Below are 14929 nucleotides of genomic sequence, written 5' to 3' on the forward strand. Positions count from 1 at the left end.
GAGCAGGAGGCTTTTAGCGTGGGGGATGTTGTACTGGAAATGCCCGTGGAGGTGCTGTTGCTCGTTACAGCGGCTATCTCTTTATTGTTTTTAATTCTTGTTATCGTATTATGGGTGAAATTAAATAAGCTCCGCCGAAATTATAAAAGCATGCTGAACGGGACCGGGAGCTTGAATGTTGAACAGATCCTAATCGAACTGCAGGAGAAGGGGAACCTTTTACTGGAAAACGACAATCGAAACGAACAGGAAATTCAAGCGATACGCAAGGACATGTCTACGATGAAATCGCATATCGGCATACACCGGTACAATGCTTTTTCGGAAACGGGAAGCGATCTGAGCTTTTCCGTAGCAATCTTGGACGAACAGCTGACAGGCGTGGTTCTTTCGGGCATTCATGGTCGCGATGAAACGTATGTGTATGCGAAACCAGTTGAGCATGGGCAGTCCAAGTATGCTTTATCCCCTGAAGAGAAGGAAGCGATTAGTCGATCCGTACCAAAGAGGTAGAAGACCATTGGTGCTTGCCGCTGAAGGCGGTTTGAAACGACTTGGCAATGACTTCGGCCATGCTCATAACCAAGCTCAACCGGGTGTTTTGCAGGACAAAATACTCCATAAACCCGCCTACGTTTACAATACCGGTAACGTGCATATGACCGACGGGAGGCAGCTCTTTGTTAACGCCCGCACCCGGTTTGACCGGACCATCGCCTACTTGAATGTAGCCAACGCTGGTCAACTGGCCTAAACAAGCATCGATCGCGATGACGAAAGGATCGTTGAAATGCTGTTGAATTGTTAATAAGGTTTCGTTTAAATTCATGGCGTGAACCGGATGCTCCAATGTACCATATAAATGGAGGCCCTTAATGCCTTGCTTCTGAAGCTGACTCCCGACCAGCGGCCCGAGTGCGTCGCCTGTCGATCGGTCCGTGCCTACGCAAATGATAACGATGGGTTGATGGACAGGAATCGTTCGCAAAACAGCGCTTAGCTTATCCGAAAGCAGGTCGATGCTGTTCGCTTCGGAGTGCATAATTTTCAAGGTTTCGCTGGCTTTAGGTTTGTGAACATCTCTCTGAAAGGGCAGTTTCATAGGAACGCCTCCTGCGGAAAAGGGTAGAGTGACAATCGGAAACGCCAGAAAATGGGTTGTTACTAGTATACGGTTGCTAGGAACGAAATATACGCGGGAAAGAAAAAAATAGAAAGGGGGTGGGAAGGGTGCTGCTCATGGCTTTCGATTCAACACAGCAAGCTTTGAGGGCGGAGATGCTCCTCGATTATGCGGATATCGAAAACGATATGTGTCCTACCCCCAAAGAAATTACGGCAGGATGCGCGTTATCCCTGGAATTTCAGGAGGCCGATCTTCTGGAGGTTAAGCGTATTATCAAAGAAGAACGGGTAGATATCCACGGGCTCTATATGAAAGAGGACGGGCATTATGTTAACATAGAGTTGTAAGGTGGGAGATCATAAATGAATGAAATGCTGGAGAAAAACGGGTTATCCACATGGGGACAATTTCAAGAAAAGCTGATCAACTATGTATCCAATCCGGAATTGTGGACAGGATTGTTGTTCACTGTCATTAAAATCGTATTGATTTATATCGCGGGAAGAGTGATCATTAAGGTTGCGGAGAAAGCGCTGCAGCATATGATCATGGCGCGGGACAAAGGACCGATCAAGTTCGACGCAAGGCGTTCGAAAACGATAGGCAAGCTCGTGGGAAATATTATTACTTACGTTGTTAACTTTATTATGATTTTGATGATTTTGAGCCAGTTTCAAGTGAATCTCGGACCGGTCTTGGCTGGCGCCGGGGTCGTTGGGCTGGCGATCGGTTTCGGGGCTCAAAGCTTGGTAAAGGACGTCATTACCGGATTTTTCATTATTTTTGAAGACCAGTTTGCAGTAGGTGACGTTATTCAAGTAGGCAATTACAAAGGAACAGTCGAAGAAATCGGCCTGCGGGTAACCCGGGTGAAGAGCTGGACAGGGGAAGTGCACATCATTCCGAACGGGACAATCGCGCAGGTTACCAACTTTTCCATTAATAACTCGCTTGCCGTCATTGATGTCTCGGTAACGTATGAAACGGATATTGATTTTGCGATGAAAATTCTTGAGGATACCGTCAAAACATTTTATGATACAAGTGTAGATATGGTCAAAGAGCCTGAAGTGCTCGGGATTCATATGATGGGAGCAACGGAAATTACGCTGCGGATTACGGCGGAGTGTAAGCCGAACCAGCAGTTCGGGGTAGCAAGGAAGCTGAATGCGGAGATCAAGAAAGCCTTCGAGGCCAACGGGATTCAAATTCCTTATCCACGGATGATCACTTATCATAGAACGGAAAAGGCGGAATCGTGATGGAAAAGAAGCAGTATCAGTTGGGCGATGTCGTACAGATGAAGAAGCCCCATCCCTGCGGGACGAACGAGATGGAGATCATCCGGATGGGGATGGACATTCGCATCAAGTGTGTCGGGTGCAAGCACAGCGTGCTCGTTCCCCGATCCAAATTCGAGAGCAAGCTGAAAAAAGTGCTCCGTTCCGCCGAGCCAACGGAAGATTCTGCGGCAACCGAACAGGGAGAAGCTTGACGGCTGGTAAATATTAAAAAGCACTTGCATAGATGCAGGTGTATATGCTATTATATTTCTTGTCCCTTTAATGCGGAAAGGTACCCAAGAGGCCCAAGGGGGCTGACTCGAAATCAGCTAGGCGGCGCAAGCCGTGCGTGGGTTCGAATCCCACTCTTTCCGCCATAACATATAAAAGCGAGACGACCGCAGGGTCGTTTTTTTGTTTCTGCGAAAGTGATAAGGCTATAACAACTTTCTAGTACATAAGAGTAATCCCCGTATTCAGGACTTTATGTCACTGTTACGGGGATTTTGCGTATTCATCATCGGGTATATATTCAAGCAGGTCTCCGGGTGTGCAACCCAATGCTTCGCACATTAAATTAAGTACCTCAACGCTTATAGCTTTAACGTGCCTATCCTCTGCTCGTAGTTTGCCATTGTTAACCCATTGACTAAGTGTATTGGGACGAATCCCTGTTTTCTTACTGAGTTGGTACATTGTCATTTGACGTTGATCCAATAAATCTGCAAGCTTGAACGCTCCTAATAGTTAAGTCTAGCATAAACATAACGCTTGACGTTATTACCAATTTATTATCATTTCAGCTTAATAACTCCAAATGTTGTTACTCCATATACTACGCATAAACCGATGGTCACAAGTTGTAAAGCAACGGCTTTTTAGTAGAGGAGGAATAGGGATCATTGTTCAAACGGATTAAAATGGTGATTGAGCAAGGGGAAAACGAATTTGAATTAGTTGACGCTTATTTAACTCCGGATGGATCGCACGCGTTTTATATTCATGAAGGCACCATTCACTACACGATAGCTGTCCGGACGCAAAACGAACGGGTTTATGTTGAAAGTCAGGTATCCATGCAATTAGGGGAAACGACCCGCGGCGAGGTAACCATTTATGATTTGCATGAGAGGCTGATCGGTATGAGTGCATACCGGCTTTTAAATTTTCATGTCATTCACCATATGGATGATCTCAAATTTGATACTATGAAAATTAACGTTAAATAAGGAATATAAGGGAAGCGATTTGCCCATATGAGTGGCTAAAGGAACAAGATAGAAAACGTCGATAAAAGAAGATGAAAAAAGACATTAGGCGCATAATAAAAGGAACCAACTCAAAAGGGTTCCTTTAATCTTTTATATCGTATATTGTTAGGATACTTAATCTTCTGGCTGGCTTAGGGATTCATTTCCCATCCTTCGTCCGTCGGTAGACGGAGAAGCGGTCAACGGCGTAACCGATGATCGTCCACGAAAGAACGGTAAGCAAATAAAGCGGCCAAGGATTGATATCGGTGTAGGTGAAGATCGGGTAAAACCAGGCGGGCACGCTAAGCGAATAGAAGAGAAGATACACCGGATCGTATTCGTGTCCGATATAATGGATAAAGCACAGCACAATGCCCACTACGGTCAATATTTTCGTATATTTATAGCGCATCTTTGGCGCCTCCTTTGTCCATGTTCCAAGGAAGCAGGCTCCCTGCCGATGGCTTGGAAGGGAGCGAGCAGGGGTCAGCCCCGAAACAGCTTCCACTTGCGGTTATGATTCGTTGTTTCCGGGAAAATATCTCCCTTGTTTAATCTGACGATCTTCGGGTTGTTAATGCCCATGTGAAAGTCATTCTCGCCGACTTCCCTATATTCTCCGTCGTTCGGTGCTTTGTCTCCCGGACGGAATTCAGTCCATTCACCCACACCAAGCCACCTCCTGTGCTTAAATGTAATGTTAGATTTTCCATAAGGCTTTGGAAGCATGCGGGCTAATAATTGCCAGAACACCGCATAAAAAGGGCACCGTGCACGGATTTTGCTTGCGTTGAGTGCTCGATTTTGCTATAGTATTATGGTGCGAGTTTGGATATTATCGATTCTCGCTCCTTGCTCCTGACGGTACAAGCCGACTCGGGGGCCGTTAGTCCAAAAGGAGGTGGCAACATGCGCAAATACGAAGTGATGTACATCATCCGTCCTGACCTGGAACAGGAAGCTGTTCAGGCTACGGTGGAGAAGTTCCAAAACATCATCAACAACGGTGGCGAAATTACGAAACACGACCTGATGGGTAAGCGCCGTCTTGCGTATGAGATCAACAAGCTGCGTGACGGTCATTATGTGTTGGTACAATTCAACGCAAATAATGAAGTCGTTAGCGAGCTTGACCGCGTAATGAAGATTTCCGACGAAATCATTCGTTACCTGATCGTTAGAGACGTAGCTTAAGGCTTCGTGCCGTAATTGAGTTTGTTGACAACGAGCATCGTCAGACGATGCGGCCGTTGCAACGATCCGGGAGGGAATGCGGATGTTGAATCGTGTAATTCTGATCGGAAGGCTGACACGTGATCCCGAATTACGTTATACGCCGGCGGGTGTAGCTGTAACCCAGTTTACGCTTGCGGTAGACCGCCCCTTCACAAGCAACCAAGGGCAGCGGGAAGCGGATTTTATTCCGGTCGTAACTTGGCGCCAGCTTGCGGAGACTTGCGCAAACTACCTTCGCAAAGGGCGTTTGGCTGCAGTCGAAGGCCGTATTCAAGTGCGTAACTATGACAACAATGAAGGCCGTCGCGTCTATGTGACGGAGGTCATTGCGGACAATGTGCGTTTCTTGGAATCTGCAAACAGCGCAAACCGCGACGACAGCGGTATGGGCATGAGCGGCGGCGGTGGCAACAGTGGCGGCGGGAACCGCGGAAGCTACGGCGGAGGACGCGAACAACAGGATCCTTTCCAGGATGACGGCAGACCGATCGACATTTCCGATGATGATTTGCCGTTCTAGCGATAGAGCGGAAGAACAATCTACGTAGAAAGGACTGAAAACAAGTGGAACAAAGAGAGAGACGTAATCCGGAAGAGCGCGGCGAAAGAAAGTTCGGCGGTCGCGGCAAAAAAGGCGGCAAGCGCCGGAAAGTGTGCTACTTCACGGTTAACAAAATTACGCACATCGACTACAAAGATATCGAGACGCTCAAGAAGTTCATCAGCGAGCGCGGCAAGATTCTTCCTCGTCGTGTGACAGGTACTTCCGCTAAATATCAGCGTATGCTGACCGTTGCGATCAAACGCGCGCGTCAAGTAGCACTGCTGCCTTATACAACGGAATAGAAAGATTGGAAAAAGACAGCTGGCATCATGCCGACTGTCTTTTTCTATATCGTTCTACTCATCCTGCATGCCTAATCTGATCCGGAGGGCGATAAATCTTGATGCATTATGGCCTGCAAAACATGTTCTACAAATACGTATGGTCGGCAAATTGGTGGAGCCAAGGGGCGAAGGATGCGGCGGCTTCCCATATCGATCTTCGCTGTCAGAAGCGCGATAGCGCTGCGTTTCAGGCGCTGGTCAGCTCAGACCGTGACGACTTCCTGCTGACCGTAGGCGGAGATGCCCTATTAGGCAAAAGCGGCCCGATCAAGATCGTACGCTGCGAGGTGGAGACCGACGCGCCATGTGAGGTAGAGGTCAAGTTGATCGGCTTAATCGAAGACGACGACCGGACGCTCAAGTCCGATGTGCTGCTGGAGGACCGGCATGTCTATGTGCAGAAGCGGAAAATTCAACCGATTTGGATCGAGCTGCATGCGGGTGAGTCGGCCGCGGCCGGAACGTACGGCGGGAAGGTGAAATTTTATGCGCATGCGATGTTCGAGGACGAGTTGCTGGAGCAGGAGCTGACGTTCAGCTTGACGATCGGTGACCGCGTGCTGCCGAAGCCGCAGGATTATTCGTTTTACTTGGACCTGTGGCAGCATAACTGCAATATTGCCCGGAAGTATAACGTCGCGTACTGGTCCGAGGAGCATTTTGCGATCCTGGACTCCTATCTGCACAGCTTAGGCCAGCTCGGGCAAAAAGCGCTGACGCTGATCGTATCCGAGGAGCCGTGGTGCGGCCAGCGCACGTTCATCGACGCGGAACCGTCGGATTTGAACGAATACAGCATCGTGCCCGTCGTGAAGCGCCGCTCCGGCGAGTTCGCGTATGATTTTTCCCGGCTGGACCGGTATGTCGAGCTTGGAGAGAAGCACGGCATTCGCGAGGAACTGGAGATTTTCGGCCTGATCAACGTCTGGGAGCATGAGGAGGAAGGCTTCGGAAGTATTGTGCAAGACTATCCCGATGCCATCCGTGTTCGATATTACGACGAAGCTGCGGGAAGCTACAAGTTCATCCGCGATAAAAATGATCTTGCGGCTTATGTGCAGGCGCTGGAACGGCATTTTATCGATAAGGGTTGGATCGATCGGGTTCGGGTCGTGGCCGACGAGCCGGAGGATTTCGAGTTGTTCGCTAAACGGATGGCGTGTCTTCGGGAGATGGCTCCTTCGTTCCAATACAAGGCGGCGATTCATCAAAGCGAATTTATTCGCAAAGGGATTCAAGGCATCGTCGATTATGTGCCGATTCTGGACTGCGCGGCGGGCGAGTTCGAGCAGCTGATGCAGGTGCGGTCGGAGGCGAAAGGGCGGATGCTGTATTACGTCTGCTGCGTGCCGGACAAGCCGAATACGTTTATCAGCTCGCCGGCGATCGAATCGAGGGTTATTCCTTGGTTGGCGGAAAGGCTGCGGATGGACGGCTTTTTGCGGTGGAATTATACGGTGTGGCCGGACGATCCGCTCGAAAAACTGTCTTACCGGCCTTCGCTGTGGAAGGCGGGGGACACGAACTTCGTCTATCCGGGCAAAATGGGCCGGCCGCTGCTGTCGCTTCGCTACAAATGGCTGCAGCGGGGAATCCGGGATTTCGAATACATGCAGCTGCTCAAGCGAAGCGGGCTTGAGGGGCTCGTGGAACAGGCGCTGGAGCGCGTTTTCAAGTTCGATCATCCGGCGGAATTATGCCCCGGTTCGGGAAAAACGGCAGAGCAATTATACAGCTTCAATCCGCAGGATTACGACCGGCTCCACATGTAAACGGCTCCAACCACAGGCTTAAGGCTTGTGGTTTTTGCTTATCCCGGCGCGTCCGGTATGATTTTTCTTCGGGGCTCGTATCATGATATGATGGAAGGGAGGGCCACCCGGCCTCGGGGGTCTAGTAAGAGGAAAGTAGGGAGATCCGTTGAATATTGCATTTTTCCTTGTCCCGAAGGACGATGTCATTTATTTATCCCCTCATCATACGATGCGTCAAGCGCTGGAGCGCATGGAATATCACCGGTATTCGGCCGTTCCGCTCGTGGACGATCACGGCAAGTATGTCGGGACGATTACGGAAGGGGACTTGCTCTGGAAGCTGAAGCATTCGCCGGAGATCGGCTTCGAGAATGCGCATAAGGTGCAGCTCAAGGACGTGCCTCAGCATATGACGATCAATCCGGTGCGAATTAACCAGCAGATGCAGGATCTGATCACGCTGGCCACCAACCAGAACTTCGTGCCGGTGCTCGACGACAACGAGGTGTTCATCGGCATTATCCGCCGCCGCGAAATCATCGATTATTGCTTCAAGCTGTGGCAGTCGGAACAAAAGGTGTAAAAATGTGTTATAATTAACGAAAGCGTCTTGGTAAGGGGAGAAGCAGCCATGTCCAATCTGGATCGTGATGTCGATTTGGCTAAGCGGGCCAAAATTATCGAATGGCTAAAAACCGAACTGGTCGATCAGCTGGCTCATCTGCTGAAGGGCATGTGGGAAGGCAGCCATGCCAAAATCGTTGACGGGCTGTCCAGCCTTATCGCCTGCTGCTATATCCTGGGACGACGGCTTGGCATCTCTTCGCGCAGTTTGGATGAGGCGGTATTGGATAAAATGAAAAAGCACCGCGAAGAAGGACATCAACTGGAAGAGTGGTATGGCGACATATCCGCTGTGGAAGATCATTTGCGTAAGAGGTGAACTGCTTGGAAGGAACCCAAAAACCGCGTATGCTCGGGTGGAGCATTGCGTATATCTTTTTGCTTTTATCGATCTTTTTGCCGCTGCTGAGCTTGATTACGGCCGCTCTGCTGATAGTGCCGGTGCTGATCATGTATGTGAAGCTCGGAACCCGCCGGTTTTTGGTTCATTACATCGTTAGCTTGGCTGTCGTGTATTTCGTCGCCTCGCTGCTGGCCGGATGGCTCGGGGCGCTGCTCGTTTCGGTGTCGGTCTTTTTCCTGCCGCCGGTCATTCAGATGGGCAATCTGTACAAAAAGCGTGCCGCGGCGCGAACGGTGATTACAGCAGGGACGCTTACCTTGCTTGGCGAGCTGCTGCTCACTCTCGTCGTCTGCTCCATGTTCGGCCTGAATCCGGTCGGCAGCATGAAGCGGTTTATGATGGAAAGCGTGCAGACGCTGCCGCCCCAGGTGCAGAGCATCATGGCCATCGATATGGACACTTTTGTGCAGCTCATGGTACAGATGCTGCCGCTGTATATGATCGGCTTTTCGCTGTTCTACGTCGTCATCTCGCACTGGCTGGCGCGCAAGGTGCTGGTACGCTCGGGCGAGTCGATTCCGGCGTTTAAACCGATTAAGGATTGGATGCTGCCCAAATCGTTCGTGTGGCTGTATCTGCTTGCACTTATCCTGGAGATGTTCGTGAAGGACTCGAGATCGATGATCTTCACCGTGCTTCTCAACCTGCTTCCGCTGCTGATGGCGGCGTTTGCGGTTCAGGCGATAGCTTTTTTATTTTACGTGGCACATGTGAAACGATGGAACAAAACGCTGCCGATTGTGGGCATTCTTCTTCTGCTGTTCTTCCCGCCGGCTTACTTTATGTTCAGCTTGCTGGGCGTTTTCGACGTAGCTTTTCCGATCCGCGACCGTATGACCAGCAAATGACTTATATTAGGGATTAGGAGCGAATGAAATGCCGAAGTTCCTGTTGAAGCGTTGGCACGGAATGCATATCGTATGGATGTTTGCGCTGCTCACGGTGCTGATCCTGATTCTGTTCTTGTACTCGTGGATCATCAGCGTGATCGCGCTGGTTCTGTGCGGCATTCTGGGGTACTATACCTTGCAGGCGGAACAGGCGTTCCGTAAGGAATTGAACGAATACGTCAGCACGCTGTCCCATCGGGTCAAGCGGGCGGGGAGCGAAGTCATCCACGAGCTTCCGCTGGGGATTCTCCTGTATAACGAGGATAAGATCATCGAATGGCATAACCCGTTTGTCGCGAAAATGCTGGGGAAAGATTCGCTGATCGGCGAGTCGGTCAACGAGATGTTTCCCGTGCTCAAAACCCGCAAGGACAAAGAGCTTAAGCTCGAGATGACGATTGACAAGCAGATTTATGAAGTGCAGGTCCGCCCGGATGAGCGGCTGCTTTATTTTACCGATATCACTGCGCTGAAATCGCTGCAGCTCCGCTATGAGGAAGAGAAGCTGGCGGTCGGCCTCGTCATGATGGACAATCTTGACGAGGCGACGCAGGGGCTGGACGACCAGACGCGCAGCATCATGATGGCTAAAGTGACGGGCGAGATCACCGAATGGGCGCAGAAGCATCAAATGTATCTGCGCCGGACGGCGTCGGACCGTTATTTAGTCATGATGGACCAAAAAGGGCTGAAGGCGCTCGAGCAGTCGCGCTTTGAAATTCTCGACGAGGTGCGGGACATCACGATCGAGAACAAGCTGCCGATGACGCTCAGTATCGGTATCGCCTCCGGCACGTCGTCGCTCACCGAGCTCGGTCACTGGGCGCAGACGAGCTTGGATATGGCGCTCGGGCGCGGCGGCGATCAGGCGGCGGTGAAGGTCGGGGAGCGGCTATCGTTCTACGGTGGCCGGACAAACGCGATCGAGAAGCGCACGCGGGTGCGGGCCCGGGTCATTTCCCATGCGCTGCGGGACTTGATCAAGGATTGCGATAAGGTCGTCATCATGGGGCACCGGATACCGGATATGGATGCGATCGGCGCGGCCATCGGGGTGCTCAAGATGGCGCATATCAGCAACAAGGAAGGCTACATCGTGCTGGAAGGGGTCAATCCGTCCATCCAGAAGCTGATGGAGACGGTCTACGAGGACGAGAAGCTGAACCGGTGGTTTATTACGCCGGATCAGGCGATGCAGATTACGAATTCGCGCACGCTAGCGGTCATTGTCGATACGCATCGGGCCTCGATGACGCCGGAGCCGCGGCTGCTGCAGCTCACGCCGCGCAAAGTGGTGGTTGACCATCACCGACGCAGCGAGGACTTCATCCACGATGCCACGCTCGTCTATATGGAGCCTTACGCTTCGTCCACCTGTGAGCTGGTGACGGAGCTGCTGCAATATTTCCACGAGCGGCTGACGATGGGCGTGCTGGAGGCGACGGCGCTGCTGGCCGGCATCGTGGTCGATACGAGAAGCTTTAGCCTGCGTACGGGCGCGCGGACGTTCGAAGCCGCGTCATTCCTGAGGCGGAGCGGGGCCGATTCCTCATTGATCCAGCGGCTGCTCAAGGAAGATCTGGAGCATTACATTCAGAAGGCGGACGTAATCAAGAACGCCGTCGTGATCTTCGACCATATTGCGCTTGCGGTGAACGAGCCGGGACGTAAATATTCACAGTTGCTCATTGCCCAAGTTGCTGATACATTGTTAACTATGACAGGAATTATGGCGTCGTTCGTCATCAGCGAACGGCCGGACGGTCTGATCGGCATCAGCGCACGGTCGCTTGGCCAGATGAACGTCCAGGTCGTGATGGAACGGATGGGCGGCGGCGGCCATTTGACCAATGCGGCTACGCAATTGGAAGGTACGCTTGCGGAGGCTACGCAGCGGTTAAAGCAAATACTTAGCGAGATTCATGCGGAGGAGGGGTTGTTCGAATGAAAGTCATTTTCTTGAAGGACGTCAAAGGCCAAGGAAAGAAAGGCGAAGTGAAAGAGGTTTCCGAAGGCTACGCGACGAATTTCTTATTTAAACAGCAGCTGGCCGCGCCGGCCAGCGATTCGGCGATGAAGACACTGGAGCAGCAGAAGAAGGCCGAGGATCGTAAAAAAGCGCAGGAGAAAGCGGACGCGCAGGAGCTCGGCAAGAAGCTCGGCGAGCTGACGGTTCAGCTGAAAGCAAAATCCGGAGCGGACGGCCGCTTGTTCGGGGCCGTATCGAACAAGCAGGTAGCGGAAGCGCTGGAGAAGCAGGGGATTAAGCTGGATAAACGCAAAATCGTGATGGACGAGCCGATCCGCACGCTCGGGGTGACCGAGGTGGTCGTCAAGCTGCATCCGGAAGTAACCAGCAAGCTGAAGGTTCACGTGGTGGAAGAATAGATCGGCTGGTCCGATGATGATACGTTTTTTTGGGGAAATGACAGTGCAGGAGCGGGCGGTGAAAGGCAGCCGGCTCCTGCGTCGTTATAGGGCAATATCCAGTGGGGAGGATAACGGATGAACGAGAGTTTGTTTATGGATCGCATCCCTCCGCAAAATTTGGAAGCCGAGCAGGCGGTGCTCGGCGCTATTTTGCTTGACGGCGACGCGCTGGTCACGGCGATGGAGCGGGTCACGAGCGACGACTTCTACCGCGGCTCGCACCAGCGCATCTTCGAAGCGATGATCGAAATTGCGGAGGCGAACGAGCCGGTCGATTTGATCACGCTGACGGCCCGGCTGCAGGATAAGAAGCAGCTGGAGGAAGTCGGCGGCATCAGCTATTTGTCGGAGCTGGCCAATGCGGTGCCGACGGCGGCCAACGTCGATTACTACGCGCAGATCGTGGAAGAGAAGTCGATGCTCCGCCGCCTGATCCGCGCCGCGACCCAGATCGTCACGAACGGCTATTCCGGCGAGGACGAAGTGGGAACGCTGCTCAGCGACGCCGAGCAGCGGATTATGGAGATTTCGCAAGCGCGTTCGGGCTCCGGGTTCATTGCCATCAAAGACGTGCTGATGGAGGTTTTCGACAAGGTCGAGTTCCTTTTCAACCAGAAGGGGAGTACGACGGGAGTCCGCTCCGGCTTTGCCGATCTCGACAAGATGACGTCCGGGTTCCAACGTTCAGACCTCATTATTGTAGCGGCGCGTCCCTCGGTAGGGAAAACGGCCTTCGCCCTGAATATCGCGCAGAACGTCGGGGTACGGGAAAAGGAAACCGTAGCCATCTTCAGTCTCGAGATGGGCGCGGCCCAGCTCGTGCAGCGGATGATCTGCGCCGAGGCGAATGTGGACGCCGGCCGGATGCGGACGGGCTTTCTGGAGCCGGACGATTGGGAAAAGCTGACGATGGCGATCGGATCGCTGTCGGAGGCGAATATCTACATCGACGATTCGCCGTCCGTCACGGTGGCGGACATTCGCGCGAAGTGCCGGAGGCTGAAGAAGGAGAAAGGCCTCGGTATGATTCTGATCGACTACCTGCAGCTGATTCACGGCCGCGGCAAGGGCGATAACCGGCAGCAGGAAGTTTCGGAAATTTCGCGTACGCTGAAGCAAATCGCGCGTGAGCTGGACGTGCCGGTCATTGCGCTGTCGCAGCTCAGCCGGGGCGTAGAGCAGCGGCAGGACAAGCGGCCGATGATGTCCGACCTTCGGGAATCCGGTTCGATCGAGCAGGACGCCGATATCGTGGCGTTCCTGTACCGTGACGACTACTACGACAAGGAATCGGAGAAAAAGAACATCATCGAGATCATTATCGCCAAGCAGCGGAACGGTCCGGTGGGGACGGTGGAGCTGGCGTTTCTTAAAAACTACAACAAATTCGTCAATCTCGACCGGTCGCATCAGGAGATGGCGATGGCGCGTTAACCGTAGCCCCGGTACGATTTGTTGCACGGGGAACATTTTTTTGCGGAAATTGGTTTAAGATAGCATAAAGGACGGCAACCTGCGGTAGAATACCCGCAGGTGCCGTTTTTTTTGCGTTAGGATGGGTGTGGTGAATGTTTTCCGAACAATGCTGGGCGATGGATTATAATTGTTCGTTTTTATTGACTTTGCTTTAGTCTACTGCTAAACTAGTCATGGTGCGTTGCACCGTAAAGGCTAATATTAGGTGGTTTCCCACCTCACGGGGGTAGTGAAGATGTCAACGGTAGTGGTTGTCGGAACCCAATGGGGAGACGAAGGAAAAGGAAAGATTACCGACTTTCTGGCAGAGTCCGCAGAGGTTGTCGCTCGCTATCAGGGCGGGAACAACGCCGGACACACCATTCTCATTAACGATAAAAAGTATAAGCTGACGATGATTCCTTCCGGCATTTTTTATGAAGATAAAGTATGCGTCATCGGCAACGGGATGGTCATTAATCCGGGTGCGTTGCTTGAAGAAATCCGCTATATTCACGAGAACGGCTTTTCGACGAAAAACCTGCGCATCAGCGACCGCGCGCATGTCATCATGCCTTATCATCTGCTGCTCGACGGTCTGGAAGAAGAGCGCAAAGGCGAAAATAAAATCGGCACGACCCGCAAAGGGATCGGCCCTTGCTACATGGACAAAGCGGCACGGAACGGCATCCGGATCGCCGATCTGATGGATGCGGAAGAATTCGAGAGCAAAGTGCGCCGGCTCGTCGCCGAGAAGAACACGCTGATCGAGCAAGTGTACGGCTCCAAAGGAATCGACGCTGACTCGATCATTCAGGAGTACCTCGGATACGCCGAGCAGCTTCGTCCTTACGTCACCGATACGTCGGTGGTCTTGAACGACCTGATCGACGCCGGCAAGAAGGTGCTGTTCGAAGGGGCGCAGGGCGTCATGCTCGACATCGACCAAGGCACGTACCCGTTCGTTACTTCGTCGAACCCTTCGGCGGGTGGCGTTTGCATCGGCTCGGGTGTCGGTCCTTCGAAAATTCAGCAAATCATCGGCGTGGCCAAATCGTATACGACGCGCGTAGGCGACGGTCCGTTCCCAACCGAGCTGATGAACGAAACCGGCGACTGGATTCGCGAGCGGGGCAACGAGTACGGCACGGTGACCGGCAGACCGCGCCGCGTCGGCTGGTTCGACAGTGTCGTCGTCCGCCACGCCCGCCGGGTCAGCGGCATCACGGGGTTGTCCTTGAACTCGCTCGACGTGCTCGCCGGCCTGGAAACGGTCAAAATCTGCACCGCGTACACGTACCGCGGCGAAACGATCAGCCATTACCCGGCAAGCCTGAAAATGCTGGCCGAGTGCAAGCCGGTATACGAGGAGCTTCCTGGCTGGAGCGAAGACTTGTCGGGCGTCCGCAAGCTTGAGGATCTGCCAGAGAACGCCAGACGTTACGTCGAGCGCGTGTCCGAGCTGACGGGCATTCCGATCGCCATCTTCTCGGTTGGCCGCAACCGCGAGCAGACGAATCTGGTGAAGCCGATTTATTAATTTGGAATTGGAAATAGAAAACCCCTCGGGCCGTTCTTGACTCACGG

The 14929-nt window shown here is 52.5% G+C and carries 19 protein-coding genes, 1 tRNA gene and 1 pseudogene; 17 read left to right on the forward strand and 4 right to left on the reverse strand.

Features of this window, described 5'->3' with window-relative positions:
• Positions 1-18 precede the first annotated feature (18 nt).
• Positions 19-513: a DUF4446 family protein gene (locus PEH01S_RS27385; RefSeq protein ID WP_025849845.1), complete on the forward strand. Its 495-nt coding sequence runs from the start codon at positions 19-21 to the stop codon at positions 511-513.
• On the opposite strand, the gene yyaC is transcribed toward PEH01S_RS27385, so the two are convergent.
• Positions 488-1102 carry a spore protease YyaC gene (gene yyaC / locus PEH01S_RS27390; RefSeq protein WP_127489290.1) on the reverse strand — a complete coding sequence of 205 codons (615 nt, stop codon included), beginning with the start codon at positions 1100-1102 and terminating at the stop codon, positions 488-490. The two genes, PEH01S_RS27385 and yyaC, sit on opposite strands and share 26 nt — an antisense overlap.
• A gap of 128 nt (positions 1103-1230) precedes the next feature.
• Here yyaC and PEH01S_RS27395 point away from each other — a divergent pair, with 128 nt between their 5' ends.
• The 4 genes from PEH01S_RS27395 to PEH01S_RS27410 all read left to right on the forward strand — a co-directional run bounded on the left by PEH01S_RS27395 (position 1231) and on the right by PEH01S_RS27410 (position 2786).
• The gene (locus tag PEH01S_RS27395; protein WP_025849847.1) at positions 1231-1473 is read left to right on the forward strand and encodes a DUF3343 domain-containing protein; all 243 of its coding nucleotides are present in this window, start codon (positions 1231-1233) and stop codon (positions 1471-1473) included.
• Between the two features lie 15 nt (positions 1474-1488).
• The gene (locus PEH01S_RS27400) at positions 1489-2388 is read left to right on the forward strand and encodes a mechanosensitive ion channel family protein (RefSeq protein ID WP_025849848.1); all 900 of its coding nucleotides are present in this window, start codon (positions 1489-1491) and stop codon (positions 2386-2388) included.
• The gene (locus tag PEH01S_RS27405) at positions 2388-2621 is read left to right on the forward strand and encodes a DUF951 domain-containing protein (RefSeq protein ID WP_025849849.1); all 234 of its coding nucleotides are present in this window, start codon (positions 2388-2390) and stop codon (positions 2619-2621) included. The genes PEH01S_RS27400 and PEH01S_RS27405 overlap by 1 nt, the downstream gene beginning before the upstream one ends.
• A 74-nt stretch (positions 2622-2695) precedes the next feature.
• Positions 2696-2786 (forward strand) — tRNA-Ser (locus tag PEH01S_RS27410).
• Positions 2787-2904: 118 nt separating this feature from the next.
• Here PEH01S_RS27410 and PEH01S_RS27415 read toward each other — a convergent pair.
• Positions 2905-3129 (reverse strand): annotated as a pseudogene (locus PEH01S_RS27415) (helix-turn-helix domain-containing protein); the annotation flags it as partial.
• Positions 3130-3311: 182 nt separating this feature from the next.
• Here PEH01S_RS27415 and PEH01S_RS27420 point away from each other — a divergent pair.
• Complete coding sequence (locus tag PEH01S_RS27420) at positions 3312-3638, forward strand: hypothetical protein (RefSeq protein WP_025849850.1); 327 nt, start codon at positions 3312-3314, stop codon at positions 3636-3638.
• A gap of 181 nt (positions 3639-3819) precedes the next feature.
• Here PEH01S_RS27420 and PEH01S_RS27425 read toward each other — a convergent pair whose 3' ends face one another.
• Both PEH01S_RS27425 and PEH01S_RS27430 read right to left on the reverse strand, forming a co-directional pair.
• Complete coding sequence (locus PEH01S_RS27425; RefSeq protein ID WP_127489292.1) at positions 3820-4074, reverse strand: hypothetical protein; 255 nt, start codon at positions 4072-4074, stop codon at positions 3820-3822.
• Positions 4075-4148: 74 nt separating this feature from the next.
• Positions 4149-4331 (reverse strand): YjzC family protein, encoded by a 183-nt coding sequence (locus PEH01S_RS27430; RefSeq protein WP_025849852.1) that lies wholly within the window; start codon positions 4329-4331, stop codon positions 4149-4151.
• 240 nt (positions 4332-4571) lie between these two features.
• On the opposite strand from PEH01S_RS27430, the gene rpsF reads away from it, so the two are divergent.
• From rpsF to PEH01S_RS27485, 11 genes are all read left to right on the forward strand, one after another.
• Entirely contained in the window at positions 4572-4856 is a 285-nt protein-coding gene (gene rpsF / locus PEH01S_RS27435) for a 30S ribosomal protein S6 (protein ID WP_025849853.1), read from the forward strand.
• An 82-nt stretch (positions 4857-4938) separates the two neighbouring features.
• The gene (gene ssb / locus PEH01S_RS27440; protein ID WP_025849854.1) at positions 4939-5418 is read left to right on the forward strand and encodes a single-stranded DNA-binding protein; all 480 of its coding nucleotides are present in this window, start codon (positions 4939-4941) and stop codon (positions 5416-5418) included.
• A gap of 44 nt (positions 5419-5462) precedes the next feature.
• Positions 5463-5744 carry a 30S ribosomal protein S18 gene (gene rpsR, locus PEH01S_RS27445; RefSeq protein ID WP_010501571.1) on the forward strand — a complete coding sequence of 94 codons (282 nt, stop codon included), beginning with the start codon at positions 5463-5465 and terminating at the stop codon, positions 5742-5744.
• Positions 5745-5845: 101 nt separating this feature from the next.
• A complete protein-coding gene (locus PEH01S_RS27450; protein ID WP_127489300.1) occupies positions 5846-7558 on the forward strand; it encodes a DUF4091 domain-containing protein in 1713 nt (570 codons plus the stop codon).
• A 148-nt stretch (positions 7559-7706) separates the two neighbouring features.
• A complete protein-coding gene (locus PEH01S_RS27455; protein WP_025849856.1) occupies positions 7707-8123 on the forward strand; it encodes a CBS domain-containing protein in 417 nt (138 codons plus the stop codon).
• Positions 8124-8171: 48 nt separating this feature from the next.
• On the forward strand, positions 8172-8483 hold the full coding sequence (locus tag PEH01S_RS27460) for a MazG-like family protein (protein WP_010501566.1): 312 nt from the start codon (positions 8172-8174) through the stop codon (positions 8481-8483).
• A gap of 5 nt (positions 8484-8488) precedes the next feature.
• Positions 8489-9415 carry a DUF2232 domain-containing protein gene (locus tag PEH01S_RS27465; protein WP_127489294.1) on the forward strand — a complete coding sequence of 309 codons (927 nt, stop codon included), beginning with the start codon at positions 8489-8491 and terminating at the stop codon, positions 9413-9415.
• A 28-nt stretch (positions 9416-9443) separates the two neighbouring features.
• On the forward strand, positions 9444-11405 hold the full coding sequence (locus tag PEH01S_RS27470; RefSeq protein ID WP_127489296.1) for a DHH family phosphoesterase: 1962 nt from the start codon (positions 9444-9446) through the stop codon (positions 11403-11405).
• Positions 11402-11845 carry a 50S ribosomal protein L9 gene (rplI, locus tag PEH01S_RS27475; protein WP_025849859.1) on the forward strand — a complete coding sequence of 148 codons (444 nt, stop codon included), beginning with the start codon at positions 11402-11404 and terminating at the stop codon, positions 11843-11845. Before PEH01S_RS27470 ends, rplI begins: the two co-directional genes overlap by 4 nt.
• 117 nt (positions 11846-11962) lie before the next feature.
• Positions 11963-13321, forward strand: coding sequence for a replicative DNA helicase (gene dnaB, locus PEH01S_RS27480; RefSeq protein ID WP_025849860.1), 1359 nt, complete (start codon positions 11963-11965; stop codon positions 13319-13321).
• A gap of 277 nt (positions 13322-13598) precedes the next feature.
• On the forward strand, positions 13599-14882 hold the full coding sequence (locus tag PEH01S_RS27485; protein WP_025849861.1) for an adenylosuccinate synthase: 1284 nt from the start codon (positions 13599-13601) through the stop codon (positions 14880-14882).
• The last annotated feature ends 47 nt before the right edge of the window (positions 14883-14929 follow it).

Origin of the sequence: Paenibacillus ehimensis NBRC 15659, from assembly GCF_004000785.1 — a bacterium.
Classification (GTDB): Bacteria; Bacillota; Bacilli; order Paenibacillales; family NBRC-103111; genus Paenibacillus_G; species Paenibacillus_G ehimensis.